This is a genomic window from Pseudomonas sp. C8002 (assembly GCF_013385765.1).
Lineage (GTDB): Bacteria > Pseudomonadota > Gammaproteobacteria > Pseudomonadales > Pseudomonadaceae > Aquipseudomonas.
Map to the genome: position 1 here is coordinate 123572 of NZ_JACAPJ010000007.1, position 17097 is coordinate 140668.

The window sequence follows — 17097 nt, forward strand, 5'->3', positions numbered from 1 at the left end:
CCCCTGCCCATTCACCGTTGCTGGAGACAGAAAATGAAAGCGTGGCTTCTGAAAGATTTCGGTTTGGACAACCTGGTACAAGGGGACGCCGAGACCCCCGTCCCCAAGGCGGGAGAGCTACTGGTAAAGGTGGGGGCCGTTTCGCTGAACTTCCGGGACAAGGCCATCGTCGATGGCATCTACGAGCCCCACAAGGTGCCCAAGCCATTGATTCCCGTCAGCGACGCGGCAGGCGTTGTCGTAGCAACAGGTGACGGTGTCAGCCGTTTCGCTATTGGCGACCGGGTCAACTCGCATCTCTACTCCCGCTGGCTGGACGGCATGCCTGGGCCGGATGAACCCGACTACTGCTTCGGCTCGCCTTTGCCCGGCGGCCTGGCGCAATACATGATCATCCATGAGGACAGCGCAGTACGTGTCCCCGACAACCTGTCGGATGAGGAAGCCGCGACTCTTCCGATTGCCGCATTGACGGCCTGGTACGCGCTGGTTGATTTCGGCCAGGTCGAGGCGGGCCAAACGGTGCTGGTTCAAGGTACCGGTGGGGTTTCGGTTTTCGCTGCGCAAATCTCAACCGCCCTCGGCGCCAAGGTTATTGTCACCTCCAGTCGGGATGAAAATCTGGAGGCTATGAAAAAACTGGGGGCGGTCGCCAGTGTGAACTATCGCACGCATCCTGGCTGGGCAGAGGAAGTCCTGAAACTCACCGATGGCAAGGGCGTGGACCTGCTCCTGGACGTCGCAGGCGGAGATGGCATCAATCAATCGATCGCCGCGACCAGGGTCGGTGGACGTATCGCCCAGATCGGATTCCTGACGGGCCAGACGTCTGCATTGAACCTGATGCCGATGATATTCCGGCAAACAACCATTCGCGGCATTGCCGTAGCGCCGCGCTCATCGTTCGACCGCATGAACGCGTTCCTGAGCGAGCACAGGATTCGCCCGGTAATCGACCGTGTGTACGCCTTCGATCAAGCGCGCCAGGCATACGAACACTTGGCCAGGGGCGCCTTTGGCAAAGTGGTCATCAAGGTCGGGTAAAGTCGACCGCCGGGCGTTTCACACAGGCAGGTGATTGCTGCGGGATTTGCCCAGGCGGTTCACGAATGACACCAATGGTCGTTCAAAGACCGGTTCCTGTTATTTATGGAGCAACGCAGGTTTGGTGTAGTCGAAAAGAGGCTTTGCGACTAAACCGGTATAGGGGACATCGCCAAATGAGCAAGGGTAGGCCCCCTACCCCCACGGTGGCCGAACACCCGGCGCACCCGGCACATTGAAGGACCGACGCCATGCAGAACCTCAAGATCGCGACATTCAATGTCAACGGCATAAAGACGCGACTGCCCAACCTTCTGCAGTGGCTGGAAAAGGAGCGCCCGGACATCGTCTGCCTGCAGGAACTGAAGGCGCAAGACAACGCGTTCCCCGCTGGAGAACTTGAGGCGGCGGGCTATGGCTCATTGCACCATGGCCAGGCATCCTGGAACGGAGTGGCAATTCTCGCGCGGGATTCCGAACCTCTTTTGATCCATAAGGGCCTGCCGGGAGCCAAGGACGACTCGCAGTCTCGATACCTGGAAGCGGCTGTCCATGGCGTGATTGTCGGATGCCTGTACCTGCCCAACGGCAACCCTCAACCTGGGCCAAAATTTGATTACAAGCTCGCGTGGTTCGAGCACCTGATCTCCCACGCTGCAACACTGCAGGCCAGCGAACATCCGGTGGTCCTGGCCGGTGACTACAACGTGGTGCCCACCGACCTGGACATCTACAACACCCGCTCATGGCTCAAGGATGCCCTCCTCCAGCCAGAAAGCCGTGAGTGCTTTCAAAGGCTGCTTTCCCAGGGCTGGATCGACTCGCTGAGGCACCTGTACCCGGAAGAGCGGGTGTACACGTTTTGGGATTATTTCCGTCAGCATTGGCAGAAGAATTCCGGGCTGCGCATCGATCATCTGCTGCTCAACCCGGTACTCGCGCCGTACCTGAAAAACGTCGGCGTAGATGCATGGGTACGGGGTGAAGAGCATGCCAGTGATCATGCGCCGACGTGGATCGAGATCTCATCACGGCAAACCCGGTCAAGAAAGAAGCCAAAACGCAGTTGATCACAAGCCACGACGCAGACTATCGGCACGCGTGCCGGTCCCCGACTCACCCATCCCAAGGTGTGATCCGGGCTTACTGATGGGGCACGAATTTCGCGAGCATCAGCCAGCGACTTATGGCCGCAACGAGTTCGGTCTTGCACTCCACCGGCAGCCAATGCCCGCCAGGCAGGCTCGTCACTGTGAGGTCTGCGCAGGCCGCGCGCATTGGATCGCCCAACTGATTGCCGTTGATGGTATTCATCGGGTCGTAATCACCGTTCACAAACAGGACGGGCATGGACAGGCGGCCGCCATTGGGTGCGCGATGGGCGTATTCGATGTTGGCATCGTCGTTCAGATACCACGCGCAGGGCGTGCGGAAACCATGCTCCTCGAACGTGCGTACCAGTGCCGCGAAGTCCGTCTCGGGCCAGAGCGCCGGGTCTGGTGGGGTCGGGGGAGCCCGGTGCGCTTCGCCAAACCGCCCGCCTTTGCGGGTCACTTCGGCATTGGAGGCGACCCTGGCGATGCTTGCAGGATCGCCTCTTCGATAAATCGACGCCAGCGATGCTGCTTTGTCCGCGTCAAGATCAGCCACGGCGGACGCAAAATGCGTGTTGTAGTAGCGGTAATAGTCCCATTGGCCGTCTGGATACTGGTCGACCGGGTAAATCCCTCGGTCAACCAGCGGTATGAGCGTCGCCAGCGCGTTCGTGGAAGGAAAGTACGGAACCGAAACCAGCACAACGCCGCGGCTGCGCCAAGGTTCATGGGCGACCAGTTCACCGGCCACGACGCTGCCCCAATCGTGGCCCACCCAGATGGCGGGCGTTCCACCGAGATGGTCATGCAGCTCTGTCATGTCTGCCACGATGTTTTCAATCGTGTACGCATTGATCGCGGCCGGCGCCGAAGAGCCGCCATAGCCGCGCATATCGGGTGCGACACAGTGCCAGCCTTGGGCAGAGAACGCTTCCATCTGTGCACGCCAGATCAAACCGAGTTCGGGCCAACCATGCAGGAACATCATCAATGCCCCATCGGCAGGTCCCGATTCCAGATAATGCGTTGTGTGACGGGGCGTACTGAAGACGCGCGAAGGCAGCTTGAAAGTGGACATAGGATCTCCTCATGTCATTCCGGCGCGATGTCTCACTGTAGGTCACCTCGGGTGAATGAGCACCACTGCCCGCATATTTTCAGGTCGCGCTTATCCTGGGAGCGGGAGCAAAAGAACTAAAGCAACCACACGTCAATCAACGTTGTAGAAAATTTGAATTAGCCAGTTGCCCGGCCGGTCAAGAATTATGAACGCAGTAAATCTGACGAGGTAACAGCAATGACTATCCAGGCAGAGACACTCGTACAACTGACCGAAGCCCTGCAAGAGCGAGGCATGCATCTGGTTTCAGATGTTCACTTCACCCGCGCGCCCTATCGGCAGAATCACCTCTGGGTCTGCACCGTAGCGTAACGATCCCTTATGATGCATGCCTGCCAGAAGGTCGCCAACCGCGACAGATGGATCAATGCGAACACTCTTATGGATAAGCCCGATGCGGATCAACGTTCTGACAATTTCCCTGGCCACCTTGATGATGACCGGGTGTGCCAACCATGGCGCCAAGCCTTCGACGCACGCGCTGGCGACTCAAGATAACGTAGTTGGCATCTGGGCCATGGTTCCTCTGCGCAACGGAATTGCCAACGTGGTCGAATACAGCGCTGATGCCAAAGCCACATTGCATCCATTCAACTGCGCTGAACCCGGGAAGCACCAGGAAAAGGAAGTGAGCGACTTCAAGGTGTCCGACGATGGAAAGGTCATCCATCTCAAATCACCTTCAGACAACTTCGACCTGAAGGTCCTGGCATTCGACCCGCAGACCATGACGCTGAGCATGGATGTTTCGGATACGAGCCTGACCTTCAACTACGTAAAAGTCAGTAACGTCGCACCGCTGTGTGCCCTTTATCCAAACGCCGCCGCTGAAGCTGCGCGCAAAACCCCTTTCAAGGCCAGTGATTTTGTAGCGGATCCCGGGATACCTGCCCACTCCGGTATGGAGCGATATATTGGCAAGTGGGCAAATGACAAAGGTGAGCTGGAGGTAGAAGTCATCTTGGGTCCCAACGGCAGTGCCTACCTCTACATGGCTTCCAGCAAAAACTGGCACTTCCTGTACAACGAGGTGCATTGGGTAGGCGACGAACTGCATTTTGAAAGCTATGCCTATTCAGACCTTCCCTCTCTTTACAGCCACCCTTTCCATAAATCCAAGACCCACAGCATTCTTCAGCCGAGCGGCGACGGAGGATTACGTTATTCGATCTTTATCGATAAGCGCCGGTACGAATTTCCATTGAGCCGGGCGAAGAACTGAGGTTGAGGTAGCGCAGTACTGTTGCGATGACCGGGCGGTGCATTTGCAACGCAGAGGGCAAGGAAGCCTCGCAAACGAAGTGGATTGCGGACCTGTTGAACAATTGCCGACCGGAAACAAACAAGGGCTTGCATCAGCTTTCGCCCGCAAACCCTTGGTTTTAGATGGTGCCCGAAGCCGGAATCGAACCGGCACGCCCTTACGAGCGGGGGATTTTAAGTCCCATGCGTCTACCAGTTTCGCCATTCGGGCGGTAGCGCTATGCAGCAGGCCAAGCAGCGTTAAAAGCCCTTGAGCGTTGCAGCAGGCTAGGGAATATATAGATCAAGCCCCCTCGATGCAAGGTCGGGTGCGGGCTTTTTCAAACAATCAAGCGGCGCCCTGGCAAACAAAAAAGCTCGCCAGATCAGTCATCTACAGATTTTGCAGGCGGGAGTGGGCAATGGCGATACCGACCGCTTCACCAGGTGCCGCACCCGTGCCCCACGTGCATCAGGAAAAATAAGTCATTACCGCAATAACCACTGAAACCCAAACCAGGGTCATCAAAAACGACAGCGCAGCCAATGTCTTGCCCATTTGCCTACTCGCCCCGATGAAATCACTTCAAGGAACCCTCCCAGCGCCGCTTGAGAATAGCCACGCACGACGCAGTTCGCCTTCAACCTCCCACGAAAATCGTGGATACGATACTCCACGCAAAAGGTTAGTTCCTTCAGCAGTCCCGCCCACAAGTTACTGAGCCGCTGTTTATTCCCTGATACCCCAAAATGATCATCCCCGGCTTTCCTGCTCCTGCGGCGCCCCGGCCCATCTGATACGCTTTTTTCTTCTGCATCTGCCCCTGTATCGAAAACCGCCCTGCCCTGACAATACTCCCACTCCCGACACGCCCGTGGAGCCCGGCAGGAACCGTCCTGCCGGCCCGTTCATTTCGGAGGCCTTATGGCTAAGATGGCATTTTTCCTGTTCGGTTTTCTTGCGCTGACCATCGCAATTGGTCTGCTGGCCACCATCTCACCGGTCTAGGATCCATGGCCTGCTGACGCAAGCCGCTGGAGGTCAGAGGGCGTGTCAGCCGGCAAAAAACATCGGATACAACGACAGCACCAACAGCCCCGCCATCGACCAGTTGAACACCCGCAACCAGCGTGGCTCGCGCAGTACATTGCGCAAGCCGCTGCCACAGCCGGCCCATACGCAAACACTGGGCAAGTTCACCAGGGCAAACACGGCGGCAATCAACAGCACGTTGGTGACATAACCCTCGGCAGGCGTGTAGGTGGTGATCGCGCCCAATGCCATGACCCAGGCCTTGGGGTTGACCCACTGGAAGGCCGCCGCACCGAGAAACGTCATGGGTTTGCGCTTGTTATCGGTGTCATCGGACATCGCGCTGGACGTTGCGATTTTCCAGGCGAGGTACAGCAAATACGCCGCCCCCACATAACGCAATACGGTGTAGGCCCACGGCAACGCCTTGAACACTTCTCCCAGGCCCAGGCCCACGGCGATCACCAACAACATGAAGCCAATGCTGATGCCCAGTGCATGGGGGATCGAGCGAATAAAACCGAAGTTCACCCCGGACGCCAGCAACATGGTGTTATTGGGACCAGGGGTGATTGAGGACACAAAGGCGAACAGCGCGAAAGCTGAAAGCAGGCTTGAAGACATGAGCATGGCGCGACATCCGAACGAGTACTGTGGCCGTGACAGTAGAACGTTGCGCCAGCCTGCGCCCCGTACAGCTAGCGGTAGATACGGTCATACACTTCGTCAGGCCTGCCAACAAGCGCCCTCCAACCAAACTGCCATTGGTTTGCCTTCATTGATCGGTATACTTGCGCCCTTCTCTGCACTGCACACTGTGCTGAACACATCCTGAAAGGACACTCGATGAGCAACTACCTCGACCGCGCGCTGACGGGCCTGCGGACCCTGGGCATCAATCTTCTGCAGCCGGTTCCAGATGCACCGGTACTGGTATTGCTGGACCGCGTGGCCCAGTACGACACCGCCAAAGTCACCGCTATCGCTGCCGTGCTGCAACAGTCGACCACCTTCAACAGCGTGGTTCGCGAGCAGATTGCCGGCATGGATATCTCCACACGCTTCATGGACATCACCCAGAGCTTCACCTCAATCCGCGAAGACGCGGCCGCCATGGCCGGCTGGATGGATGACGGGCGCCTGGATACGCTGGAGAAGCTCAAGCTGAGCTGGATGAACCTGCGTCGTGGCTCGATCCCCAGCCGCTTCAGCGAGATCCGTGAAAACTACCTGCAGGTGTGCAAGTCGGCCAATGACCAGATCTCCCGGGAAACGGTGATTCTGGAAGCCTACCTGGACTTCCGCATGGCCATGAAAGCGGCCGAGGTCGATGCCCAACAAGTGCTCGCCCTGGCCGGCCAGGTCCTGGAGCAGCGTACCCAGGCGTTAAACGAGGCCAACGCCCAAGTCACGGCTGCCGAAACCCTGGCGCCGGCCGAACGCGCGGCCTTGGAATTGCGCCGTGACGAAGCCGTACGCGCGCTGCAGGACGAAGACAAGCGCTACCAGATCGTCAAGGACATCGCCGATGACCTGAAGGTCGGCTACAACACGGCCGAAATGGTCTTCGCCCGGATCAACCAGGTGCATGTGATCAAGGAGCGCCAGTACCAGCGCATGGTCTCGTTCTTCTCTACCAACGAAGTGGTGTTGACCGGCCTCGCGGTGTCGTTCACCAGCAACAGTGGACTGGCCGAAGCCACCAACACGCTGAACGCCACCACCGACGGCATCAGCAAGGGCCTTGAAGCCCTGGGCAGCACCGGCAACACCCAATTGGAAGCGGCGGTCAAGGCCAGCTATGGCTCCACCATCAAGGTCGACTCGGTGCGCGCCTTGGCCGACGCCACCCTGAGCTTCCAGACTGACATGCACGGCCTGACGGAAACCTACCGCGCTGAATCCAGCAACGCATCCCGTGACATCGCCGAAGCCGTCGAAGAGGCCAAACGCAAGTTCGCCGCATTGCTGACCAAGGCCGCTTGATGAGCGACATTCTTCTCTCCGAGCAACTCGGCGCGATGGCGCTGGTCGATCAACTGCGCCACCAGCAGATGGCGGTGGAAAAGGACTTGAGCCTGCCCCAACGCCGCGCAGAAGTGGCGGCGCGCATCCGCGAGTATTACCAGAACAACGGCATTCAATTTACCGAAGCGCAGATCGATCAGGGCGTGCGCGAATTCTTTTCCAAACGCCTGGTGTTCGAGGCCCCGGAACTGAGTGCGCTTGACCGCTTCTGGAGCAAAGTACTGCTCAGGCGGCATCGCGGCATACTCGTCATCCAGCTCATCGCGGTCACCTTGCTGGTGGTGCAATGCAGCCGGGTGATGGTCGCCAGACACGAGATCCAAGAGGCTCAAAGAGCGGCCATCGCCGTCGAGACGAACGCGGCACAAAAACAATCAGACATCGCCCACCTGAAGGCTCGCCTGAGCGCCGTGCAGCAGGACCCGGCCTATATTGAGGGCGGCGACCTGTTCAGTGCCCTGCCCCGCCTGAATACCAAGGCCGAACATGCCCTGGCCATGGTCGATACCTCCGGGGTCGATTACGCCAGTGAGCAGATCGGCGTGCTGGAGGCGTTTTTAGCCAAGGTCAAGGCAGTCCAGCCGATGACCGACCAGCTCAACGAGTTGACCCGCAAAGTCGCCGACATTCACCTGCCCGCCGCCGACAGTAAAGCGACGCGGGGCATGCAGGCCGAATTGGTCATGATCAAAGACCTCATCGGGAAATTCGAAATCGAAAAAGCCGGCGGCCAACTCAGGGCCCTGCGTGCCAACACCGAACTGATCCCCAAGGAGGTGACCATTCGGGTTGTCGACCGGCCCGGCACGCCGTCCGGTGTCGAGCGCTGCTACGACAAGGCGCTGTGTAATTCCAATCCTGGTTCGATCCAGGGCAAGAGCTGGTATTTGGTTGTCGAAGCCGTCGACCTGTCGGACAGACCGGTTCTACTGCCCACCGTCAGCAGTGAGACCGGCACCGGCGCGTGGGCCAGCCAGTTCGCTGTGCGGGTACCGCAGGCCGAATACCTGAAGGTCAAGGCCGACAAACTCGACGACGGCCACCTGACCAACCGTGTGATCGGCCGCAAGCCGGCCGGCAGGATGGAAGTCACCTACTTGAGCCAACGGACCACCGACCCGCTCGAAACGATATTGGAGTGGTGAAGACATGACGCCTGACACCCTGATCGGCATCACCGAACGTAACTCCCGCAACGCCGAGCTGAGGATTCGCACGGCCGAGCAACACCTGTCTGAACTGCTCGGCGAGCAACTGGCGCTGGAGCAGGACATTACCCAGCGCCTGGGTAAAATCGCGGCCCTGCACCTGGACCAGGGCAACACGCAGAACGAGCAAGTCGCCGCCGCCCTGAACCTGCGCCAACAGTCCCAGGACCTGCTCCACCAGCAACTGCGCGACGCTGAGCAGACCGTGGCCCAGGCGCTGGCGGGCAAGGAAAAACTGCAAGCGCGAGCCGACACCCTCGACCAGCAAGCCCGGCAATCCCTGGAACAAAACCCCGATTACGCCCGCCAGGTCGAGCAACTGGACCTGGCCCAGGCCGCCCACCGAGAACACGTCAGCGGTTATGAAGACTTGCGCCAGGAGTGCGCACTGAAGCGTCCGACCTTTGATACCAACCTGGTCTACGTCTACCTGCGCGGACACGCCTTCGGCACCGACCAATACCGGCGCAACCGCCTGAACCGCTGGATGGACAACTGGCTGGCGACTAAGGTGAACTACCTCGCCAACCGCAAGAACGAGCTGAGCCTGATCGCCCTTGGTGAGCGAAACGAGGCCTTGCAGGCCGAGCGCATCGCCCTGATCAGCACCTTGAGTGCCAGCGTCGATGCGCAACTGGCTCAGGCACGTGACCAGTTGGGACAGGCCTCAATTCAACCCGAGCTCGACACCCTGCAACGCGTAGTCGACAACGCCAAGCGCCAGGCCAATGCCATCCAGGAAAAACTCGGCAGCTACTCACGCAACGAAGACCCGCAGTACCAGCGCGCACGCCAGTTGCTCACTGACCAGTTGAAAACCCGCAGCATCGGCGAATTGATCGACCTGGCCAGCCACACCCCGGACGACGCCGACGACCTGATCGTCGAGCAACTGCAAACCCTGAACCTGCGCTTGAAAGCGGTGGTACAGCAACTGGCGGATACCCAGGAAGAGGCCGTGGTACACCAGAACAGCTACCAGCGTGCCAAAGACCTGGAGCGCAAAGTTCGCAACGATGCGTTTACCGGCCGCGATGTTTATTTTGACCTGTCGACTGACTTCGAGCGTCTGGTAGAGAGCTACATGACCCAGGGTGCAACCCTTGGCCAGGTTGTGGATGTGCTTAGCCGGGGCCTTAAAATCGTGCGCCGCAGTCAGGTAGCGGCAGGGGCGACGCGAGGCTATGTCAGCGCATCGATCAGCCCTGTCGTCCTTGGCGTCGCCACCGTCGAAAGCAGCAATAACAACACGGCCAGCTTTTCGACGTCAGGCAGTACAGGCGGCGGCAGCTTCAGGACGACCGACAGCTTCTAGCCTGGCGCGAAGCAAATCCGGGACTTCCTCGTTGCTAGCTGTCAGACAACGAGGAAGTGATCTGCGCAATCGCATCCTGATCCAGCCCGTCCAGCGTGCGGTAGTGGTTGATGATCAACGTCTCCTTGTCACTCAGGGTGGCCTGGTTGATAACCGCCCTTTCCCCCGTCAACACGTAAAGCACGTCCACGCCTTTATGCCGGATGGCAATCAGGTAATCGGACTTGGGCGCCCGCGCGCCACTTTCGTAGTGCACCTGAGCATTCGCACCCACACCGCCAATCGCACCAAACTCCTGTTGGGAGAGCCCCAGGATCTTGCGTTCCTCTTTCAGGCGGATGCCGAGTTTATCGTCCATGGCGGGTACCTCAATAAACGTGTTTAACACCCACCATACGCTTATGCGCAGGAGCGGGGTCTATTCATTCGGGTGGCTACCTATTGCGTGCGCACGAAGGCGAACATATGCGGCACGTAATCGGCCTTGCCGAGCGGCACACCGTTATGGCGAAGGATGTTATAGACGGTCATCAGGTGAAAATAGAACTGTGGAATGGCCCAATTGACCGCGTATTCGTAGGCAGTCATGTCGAAAATAGTACCGTCGGGAAGTTCTATCGAGATAGCGCGCTCGCTGCTGTCGATGAGTTCGCGATCTGCCGAGGCGAGGGCTTGCAGGGTTTGCTCGATCAACCCACGCGCCTCGCTCAGGGTTGCGGGTGTGCTCAGAACCGGCAGCGGTTGATGGGTGAGACGCTGGACCGATTCCTGGGCCTGGGTGCACGCAAACCGGATTTGCGTTGCGAGGGTGTGCATGTCGGGCGCCAGCCGCGCGCTCAGCAGGTTTCGCGGGTCATAGCCCAACTCGCCGGCATGCGCCTCGCCTTTGGACAAAAGCCCCTTGAGCGAGCGCAACATCTGCGCAAAGCAAGGGACGGTGATTACATAGGTCGACATCGTTCTTCCTTGACTGGATGCTGAGCGTGGGAGCATGCCATGGGCACGGTCTGCGCGGCTAGCCGGCAAGCTTCATGCAGCTTCACGTGACGTCAGCGGCGAGCCGACTTACCTTGGCCGCCCGCCCCTCTTACTGGTGTAGAGCGTGCTAAAGATCGCCACCCTTGCCGCCGGCTTTATCTGCCTGTCGATGCTGCCTGCTGCCCAGGCGAGTGATGGGTTCTACGTCAACCCGCAGTCCACCGCCGCACAGTGGGTCCAGCAGCACCCCGATACGCCTGCCACTGCAAGCATCCGCTCAACCATTGCCGAGGTGCCCAGTGCCCTGTGGCTGACCGGCACCAGCCAGGCCATAGGAACGCTGGCCGAGCGCGTCAATCGCTATGTAACCTCTGCCGCCAGTGCTGATAAAACACCGATTTTGGTGGCCTATAACCTGCCCCACCGCGACTGCAGCGGTGGCGCCTCGAAGGGTGGCGCACCGGCAGCGGCGGAGTACCGGGGCTGGATAGACCAACTGATCAAAGGCATTGGAGACCAGCCGGCGCTGGTTATCTTGGAGCCGGACGCACTGGCAGACCTGCAGTGCCTGGACAAGGACAAGCGCGCCGAGCGGCTGGGGCTAATCAATTACGCCGTATCGGGGTTCAACCAGCGCGCACGCCATGTCGATGTTTATCTGGACGCTGGCAATCCAGGCTGGAAATCCCCAGGCGCCATGGCCGATGCGTTGAATGCAGCCGGGGTGAAACAGATTCGGGGGTTTGCCCTGAATATCGCCAACTTCTACACCCTCGCCCAGGTGCGCAGTTATGGTGATGCCATCAATGCCAGGTTGTTAAGCGAATACGCCTATACAAAAGCCGTGGCGGTGGATACCAGCCGCAACGGCAATGGTGCGAATCCTGGAGACTGGTGCAACCCGGTGGGGCGCAGACTGGGCATGCCACCGCAAGTGCTTTCGCCACGGTTGGTTGCCCTATGGATCAAACTCCCGGGCAATTCGGACGGTGCGTCTTCGACGAAAACCGATTGTCATGAAGGCCCGGAGGCAGGCACCTTCAGTGCCGAACTGGCACTTCGCCTGATTGATGGACACTAACGGCGAATGAGCCTTGCATCACCTGGACTCATTGCTCAGGATAGCGCTCTTGAGCTGAACATCGGCAGGGAAGCAGCAGGTTACCGAGGCCGACAACACATGACACTCCATGAAGATAGCCCGCTGCACATAGAGGTGTGCCAGCGCCAGAAACACCTCTGGTTCTGGCTCCCAATTGGTCTTTTGATGGTTTTCTTGACGGTTACCTCGACGATTTTCCTGGGTACAAATCCGCCGGAATGGATGTTTGTCGCACTCAACTCTGGCTGGGCAATCGTCGCGCTGACACTGCTGGTGAAGCTATCGGGTGTTTGTTGCGCCAAGTGAAGCACCCAGGCGTTTCAGCTTGCATCGCGCATCACTCGGGCTCGTGCCCTCACCTTGATACGTCGTCAATGCCAGACAAACAACGTGAAACAACTCACATTTATGGAGTTTCACGGTTGAAGGTCAAAATTTGACCAAATATATTTCGCCCCACCCGAGCGCTCACCTCTATACGGATATTGTTCTGCGCCTGCTCGGGCCCCCGGAGATGCGCAGGCAATAAAACATTGAGGTTTGCCATGCGTCTTTCCAAACTCGCCCCAGCCGCCGCCCTGTTCAGCCTGTTCACTTTGCCCGCCCACGCCGCCGACCTGTCTGCCCTCACCGGCGCCCTGTCATCTGCCTTGGGGGGTGCCGGCAACAGCAACAACACCGTCAACGCCAACAGTGCCTCCTGCCAGCAACAGATCCGCGACCTGCAGACCAATATCAATGCGGCCAATGCCAAGGGCGATACGTTGCGCGCGACCGCGTTCCAGGCAGCACTGACACAAACCAACAAGAGCTGCAGCAACAGTACCTACAACACTCAGGCACAAGTGGACACTAACCCTCAGCGCCAGCAAAACGTGAACAAGGCTGCGGATGCGATCAACGCAATTGGCGGCTTGTTCAAGTAAGTCGGGCTGCCCTGCGAGAAGGCCCGCGATTGCGGTTTTTTCGCCCATCGTACTTACCGGCAGACAATAAAAAACCCCGTAGACGTTAATCTACGGGGTTTTCTGGTGTGGAGGATTGTCGTCCCCCTTCACCTTAGCCAATGGCCGCCGACAGCTGCCATGTTCGCTTATTTCTTGGCCCAGTTGAGGATGTACTTACCGTAAGCACCTTCAAACCCATCGACGGCAATCGAATAGGTTTCACCCTTCTTGGCTGAAAAAGTCACAGCACTGGTTACATCATTTTCCGACTGGTTATTGTTCGTGCCGGCCACCGGCATCGAATTCAGGCTCGTGCTTTTATAAACGGCAAGCACGGTGTCGAATTTTGAGCCTGTGGTATCAAATGTGAAGCTTGCGTCTTCTGGGGAAGTCCATTTGCACCAGACCGAATGGTAAGGCTTGGCAAAAGGAATATGTCCAGACTCACCAGCCTGGCTGGTGGCTAGTGTAGTGTCGCCGGCAACTGTACCTTTAACACCCTCGATAACCGTGGCTTGCGAGAAATCATCTGCGCAGCTCAGCGAGCTGCTTGTGCCGTTGAGGCCCTGATAGATCAGCGTGCCGGCTCCGAGCACGACAACAGCAATGGCTATTGGGAAAATAATGCGTGGTACGGCCATGACTCTTCCTTTTGAGGCGTATAGTTTCTGAACTGCTGCCATAGCAAGCGCAGCTTTAAATGGAAAAATGGATATCGGCTGATTAACGCCCATGAAATCATGCCATGGACGTTAAAAATGGCACATCAAGCTATAAATCTCAGGAAACAAGTGGATTTTCTCTCGACCAGCCCGCCCGCCAGAGGCCCCTCGGTCACGAGGGGTGGCGATATTAACATGATGCATGCACCTGATCATCCAACTCCTGTCATCCCGTAGATGTCTTTAGGGGTGTGAATGCGATACAGGTAGAGATCAATTTAAAAATCAATAAATCTATGCCGTCTCCCGCTCAAAAATGGAAGACGGAGTTCAAAATGGAACAGCAAATAAATCATTTCCCTTGGCATCTGAAGATTGCCGCAAGCGATATACCTCATATTCAAAACGTCAGCGTGACCGCAATCGTGTCGGTATAAGTGCCGGCCGGCAAACCCACCTTACCTGGGGATTTACCGTAAATATTCACGGTTTGCGCAACCCCGGTGCTGGCCGTGAGATTGATAGTGCCGTTGTTGGCAAGAATTTGCGTGTGGGCGGCGTCGGTGTAGATGTCATAGGGCGCAAAGTGGCCGGCACCGTCTGCCAGGGCACGCGTTCCACCGGTGGATTTGCCATCATTGGCGCCGGACGTGATGGTCAATACCGGCGAAGTACCCGCCGAGCATTGAATAGACAAAGGCGCCCCGCCGCCGCCCAGCACTTGCCCATCAGCCTCTGTATACAGGGTGTTGGCGGTACCAAAGTTCAACGCACCGAAATTCAAGCCTGTGGTGCCTCCTACGCCGTTGACCAGGCAACTATTGATCAATATCAGCGACGCACTGATTTGCCCGGTGACGGTGGTCGCGGCCTGGGAGCCGGACACCCAGGCCAGTGTTGTCAACGCCAGTAAGACTCTTGAGATAAGTCCATTCATGAAGCTCTCCTTATGACTTGCCAACCCAGCGCGCCGGTTCAGGTCCCTGAGGTGGACCCTTGACACTTGTACAAGGATGGCCGTTGCGTAGAAGGTTAGTCAGTCAGGAGGAAACTGCCAGCCCGAGGCCAAATCGCTTTCACTTGCAGGCGGTTGCCTGGAGAGCTTTTCGGCCTTGTACCCGCAGGAGTCACTGGCCAGTTTTCGCTCCGTCGCTGCACGTCAGCGAACGGGTATCGGAACCGGAAATTACAGGTAGCTCCCTATCGATGATAAGCCTTCCGGTAGGTTGTGGGGCTCACGCCCACGATCGAGAAAAAGTGCTGGCGTAACGACAGGCTTGTACCAAACCCGCAAGCGTCAGCGATCGACTCGACGCTGTGGTCGGTTGTTTCAAGTTGCAGTTGGACGGCCTTGATTCGCTCATTCGTGAGCCACTTGCCAAACGTCGAGCCGGTCAGTTGCTTGAAGTGCCGGGTGAAACTGCGTCGACTCATCGCCAGCCTCGTCGCCACCTGATCGATTGACAACGGTTGTCCCAGGTTTGCCCGAAGCCAGTCCAGCAACTGGCCGAGACGCTGGTCGCTTGCGCCTTGAGGAACAGGCTGGCTGATGAACTGGGCCTGGCCTCCGTCGCGATGGGGGGAAACCAGCAGTTGACGCGCCAACGCGTTGGCAACCCCCCGCCCATAGATCCGCCTGACGATATGAATACAGCAATCGAGCCCTGCGGCCACGCCTGCAGAGGTCAGGATTTGCTGCGCCTCGACATAGAGCACTTTGGGGTCCACTTCAATGCGTGGGAAATCTCGCGCCAGATGCGCCGCCCACGCCCAGTGCGTGGTTGCCCGCTTGTCGCACAGCAGGCCCGCATGGGCAAGCACGAACGCCCCCAGGCACAGGCCGACCACCAGCGCGCCCCGTTCATGGGCTGCCTGAAGCGTTTCGAGGAGTGCGCACGGCGGCCTTTCGGTGACGTCCCGCCAGCTGGGAATGATGACGATGTCAGCTCCTGCAACCTGGTCCAAACCATGGTCACAGTGGATCGCGAAACCGGCGTTGGTAACCAGCGCCCCCTCTTCGCCCGCGCAGACCACCAATTCAAACCAGGGCGAATCCCCCACTCGGCGATCTTTACCAAATACGAGGCACGGCACAGAAAGGTGAAAGGGGCTGATGCCGTTAAAAGCGATGACTGCAACTTTCACACTTTTTTTCATAGGGCGGGCCTGATCGAGATTGGCCCGATTCTAATGAAAAATGGTCATTGGGCCAATGGTGTGAGTTCCCGGATGCGTTCACTCTGATCGCAGCTGCATTTCACCGGGAAATGCGCAAATCAGAGCTCAGGGCCACAATGAACATCGCCACCTTTTGCACGCTGGGAGCACTTATGACCACTCTTTCGATGACCGCACCGGCACACGCCAGCGAACCGGTGCCGTCCGTCCCCTATACCACCGAGTCCACTGGCTATCATTGGTCCAGTGTGGACGGCGTGAGGGTTTTCTATCGCGAGGCCGGCCCCAGGGACGCGCCGCCCCTGGTGCTGCTCCATGGCTACCCTTCGTCCTCGCGCATGTGGGATTCGCTGATCCCGCTGCTTGCTGACCGGTATCACGTGATCGCACCCGACTACCCAGGGTTCGGCAGAAGCGACGCGCCCTCGCCCGCGACCTACACCTACACGTTTGACCATCTGGCCGACACCATGAGCAAGCTGCTCACGCAATTGCAAATCCATGAATACACCCTGTTTATGCAGGACTACGGCGGCCCGGTAGGCTTTCGGATGATCCTCAACGCGCCGCAAAAACTGCACGGCATCATCATCCAGAACGCCAATGCGTATGACGAAGGCCTGGGTGCCAAGTGGGCGAACATCGCCAAGTACTGGAAGGCTCCCGCCGAACATCCCGAACAAGTCGATGGGTTCACGGGGTACGAGGGCACGAAGCAGCGCCATCTGGGCACCAGCCCTCATCCCGAGCGTTACAACCCTGATGCCTGGGAGGACGAGTTTGCCGCCTTATCCCGTCCGGGCCAGCGGGCGATACAGTCGGCGTTGTTGCTGGACTACCAGAACAACGTAGCCTCTTACCCAAAATGGCAGCAATGGTTGAAAGACAACCAACCGCCGATGTTGGTCATGTGGGGAAAATACGACCCGTCGTTCATTGTGCCGGGGGCGATGCGCTACAAGGATGATGTGCCGGGGGCCGAGGTTCATATTCTGGACGCGGGGCATTTCGCGCTCGATGAAAAAACCGAGCAGATCGCCAGCCTGACGCGTCAGTTCATGGCGCGTATCACCGCCGGTAAATAGTAAAGAGTGGGAGGCCCGCGCCCGACTGATCGTCGGGTAACCCTGCAGTTCGTCGCCTCAA

At 58.3% G+C, this 17097-nt stretch carries 18 protein-coding genes and 1 tRNA gene; 11 read left to right on the top strand and 8 right to left on the bottom strand.

The features are described 5' to 3' along the window. The first annotated feature begins 33 nt into the window (after positions 1–33). Together HX814_RS11950 and xth are read left to right on the top strand one after the other, a co-directional pair. Complete coding sequence (locus tag HX814_RS11950; RefSeq protein ID WP_177008541.1) at positions 34–1044, top strand: NAD(P)-dependent alcohol dehydrogenase; 1011 nt, start codon at positions 34–36, stop codon at positions 1042–1044. A 251-nt stretch (positions 1045–1295) separates the two neighbouring features. Then, the gene (gene xth / locus HX814_RS11955) at positions 1296–2114 is read left to right on the top strand and encodes an exodeoxyribonuclease III (RefSeq protein WP_102368989.1); all 819 of its coding nucleotides are present in this window, start codon (positions 1296–1298) and stop codon (positions 2112–2114) included. A 73-nt stretch (positions 2115–2187) separates the two neighbouring features. On the opposite strand, the gene HX814_RS11960 is transcribed toward xth, so the two are convergent. Continuing rightward, positions 2188–3216, bottom strand: a complete 1029-nt coding sequence (locus tag HX814_RS11960; protein ID WP_177008542.1) for an alpha/beta fold hydrolase — start codon at positions 3214–3216, stop codon at positions 2188–2190. Positions 3217–3435: 219 nt separating this feature from the next. Between HX814_RS11960 and HX814_RS31495 the strand changes: the two genes are divergently transcribed. Further along, complete coding sequence (locus HX814_RS31495) at positions 3436–3570, top strand: hypothetical protein (RefSeq protein ID WP_023658805.1); 135 nt, start codon at positions 3436–3438, stop codon at positions 3568–3570. Between the two features lie 82 nt (positions 3571–3652). Beyond that, on the top strand, positions 3653–4480 hold the full coding sequence (locus HX814_RS11965) for a hypothetical protein (RefSeq protein WP_177008543.1): 828 nt from the start codon (positions 3653–3655) through the stop codon (positions 4478–4480). Between the two features lie 165 nt (positions 4481–4645). On the opposite strand, the gene HX814_RS11970 is transcribed toward HX814_RS11965, so the two are convergent. Both HX814_RS11970 and HX814_RS11975 read right to left on the bottom strand, forming a co-directional pair. After that, a tRNA-Leu gene (locus HX814_RS11970) sits at positions 4646–4732 on the bottom strand. Positions 4733–5554: 822 nt separating this feature from the next. After that, on the bottom strand, positions 5555–6163 hold the full coding sequence (locus HX814_RS11975; RefSeq protein ID WP_102368911.1) for a LysE family translocator: 609 nt from the start codon (positions 6161–6163) through the stop codon (positions 5555–5557). Between the two features lie 216 nt (positions 6164–6379). Between HX814_RS11975 and HX814_RS11980 the strand changes: the two genes are divergently transcribed. The 3 genes from HX814_RS11980 to HX814_RS11990 are packed head-to-tail and all read left to right on the top strand — an operon-like array spanning position 6380 to position 10084. Continuing rightward, positions 6380–7519 (top strand): merozoite surface protein 3b, encoded by a 1140-nt coding sequence (locus HX814_RS11980; protein WP_102368910.1) that lies wholly within the window; start codon positions 6380–6382, stop codon positions 7517–7519. Beyond that, on the top strand, positions 7519–8706 hold the full coding sequence (locus HX814_RS11985; RefSeq protein WP_177008544.1) for a DUF6384 family protein: 1188 nt from the start codon (positions 7519–7521) through the stop codon (positions 8704–8706). The genes HX814_RS11980 and HX814_RS11985 overlap by 1 nt, the downstream gene beginning before the upstream one ends. Positions 8707–8710: 4 nt before the next feature. Then, positions 8711–10084 carry a hypothetical protein gene (locus HX814_RS11990; RefSeq protein ID WP_177008545.1) on the top strand — a complete coding sequence of 458 codons (1374 nt, stop codon included), beginning with the start codon at positions 8711–8713 and terminating at the stop codon, positions 10082–10084. Positions 10085–10118: 34 nt separating this feature from the next. Here HX814_RS11990 and HX814_RS11995 read toward each other — a convergent pair whose 3' ends face one another. Continuing rightward, complete coding sequence (locus HX814_RS11995; protein ID WP_003207700.1) at positions 10119–10442, bottom strand: helix-turn-helix domain-containing protein; 324 nt, start codon at positions 10440–10442, stop codon at positions 10119–10121. An 80-nt stretch (positions 10443–10522) separates the two neighbouring features. Further along, positions 10523–11041, bottom strand: a complete 519-nt coding sequence (locus HX814_RS12000) for a DUF1993 family protein (RefSeq protein WP_003207698.1) — start codon at positions 11039–11041, stop codon at positions 10523–10525. Between the two features lie 145 nt (positions 11042–11186). Here HX814_RS12000 and HX814_RS12005 point away from each other — a divergent pair, with 145 nt between their 5' ends. The 3 genes from HX814_RS12005 (at position 11187) to HX814_RS12015 (ending at position 13090) form a co-directional block, all read left to right on the top strand. Then, positions 11187–12143 carry a glycoside hydrolase family 6 protein gene (locus tag HX814_RS12005; protein ID WP_177008546.1) on the top strand — a complete coding sequence of 319 codons (957 nt, stop codon included), beginning with the start codon at positions 11187–11189 and terminating at the stop codon, positions 12141–12143. Positions 12144–12149: 6 nt separating this feature from the next. Beyond that, positions 12150–12470: a hypothetical protein gene (locus HX814_RS12010; RefSeq protein WP_177008547.1), complete on the top strand. Its 321-nt coding sequence runs from the start codon at positions 12150–12152 to the stop codon at positions 12468–12470. 239 nt (positions 12471–12709) lie between these two features. Beyond that, the gene (locus HX814_RS12015) at positions 12710–13090 is read left to right on the top strand and encodes a DUF1090 family protein (protein WP_003207691.1); all 381 of its coding nucleotides are present in this window, start codon (positions 12710–12712) and stop codon (positions 13088–13090) included. Between the two features lie 167 nt (positions 13091–13257). Here HX814_RS12015 and HX814_RS12020 read toward each other — a convergent pair whose 3' ends face one another. From HX814_RS12020 to HX814_RS12030, 3 genes are all read right to left on the bottom strand, one after another. Next, positions 13258–13752, bottom strand: coding sequence for a hypothetical protein (locus HX814_RS12020; RefSeq protein WP_087693941.1), 495 nt, complete (start codon positions 13750–13752; stop codon positions 13258–13260). Between the two features lie 421 nt (positions 13753–14173). Continuing rightward, positions 14174–14710: a spore coat protein U domain-containing protein gene (locus HX814_RS12025; RefSeq protein WP_177008548.1), complete on the bottom strand. Its 537-nt coding sequence runs from the start codon at positions 14708–14710 to the stop codon at positions 14174–14176. Between the two features lie 263 nt (positions 14711–14973). Beyond that, complete coding sequence (locus HX814_RS12030) at positions 14974–15930, bottom strand: GlxA family transcriptional regulator (protein WP_218168931.1); 957 nt, start codon at positions 15928–15930, stop codon at positions 14974–14976. Positions 15931–16103: 173 nt separating this feature from the next. Between HX814_RS12030 and HX814_RS12035 the strand changes: the two genes are divergently transcribed. Further along, positions 16104–17036, top strand: a complete 933-nt coding sequence (locus HX814_RS12035; RefSeq protein ID WP_256343953.1) for an alpha/beta fold hydrolase — start codon at positions 16104–16106, stop codon at positions 17034–17036. Positions 17037–17097 lie beyond the last annotated feature (61 nt).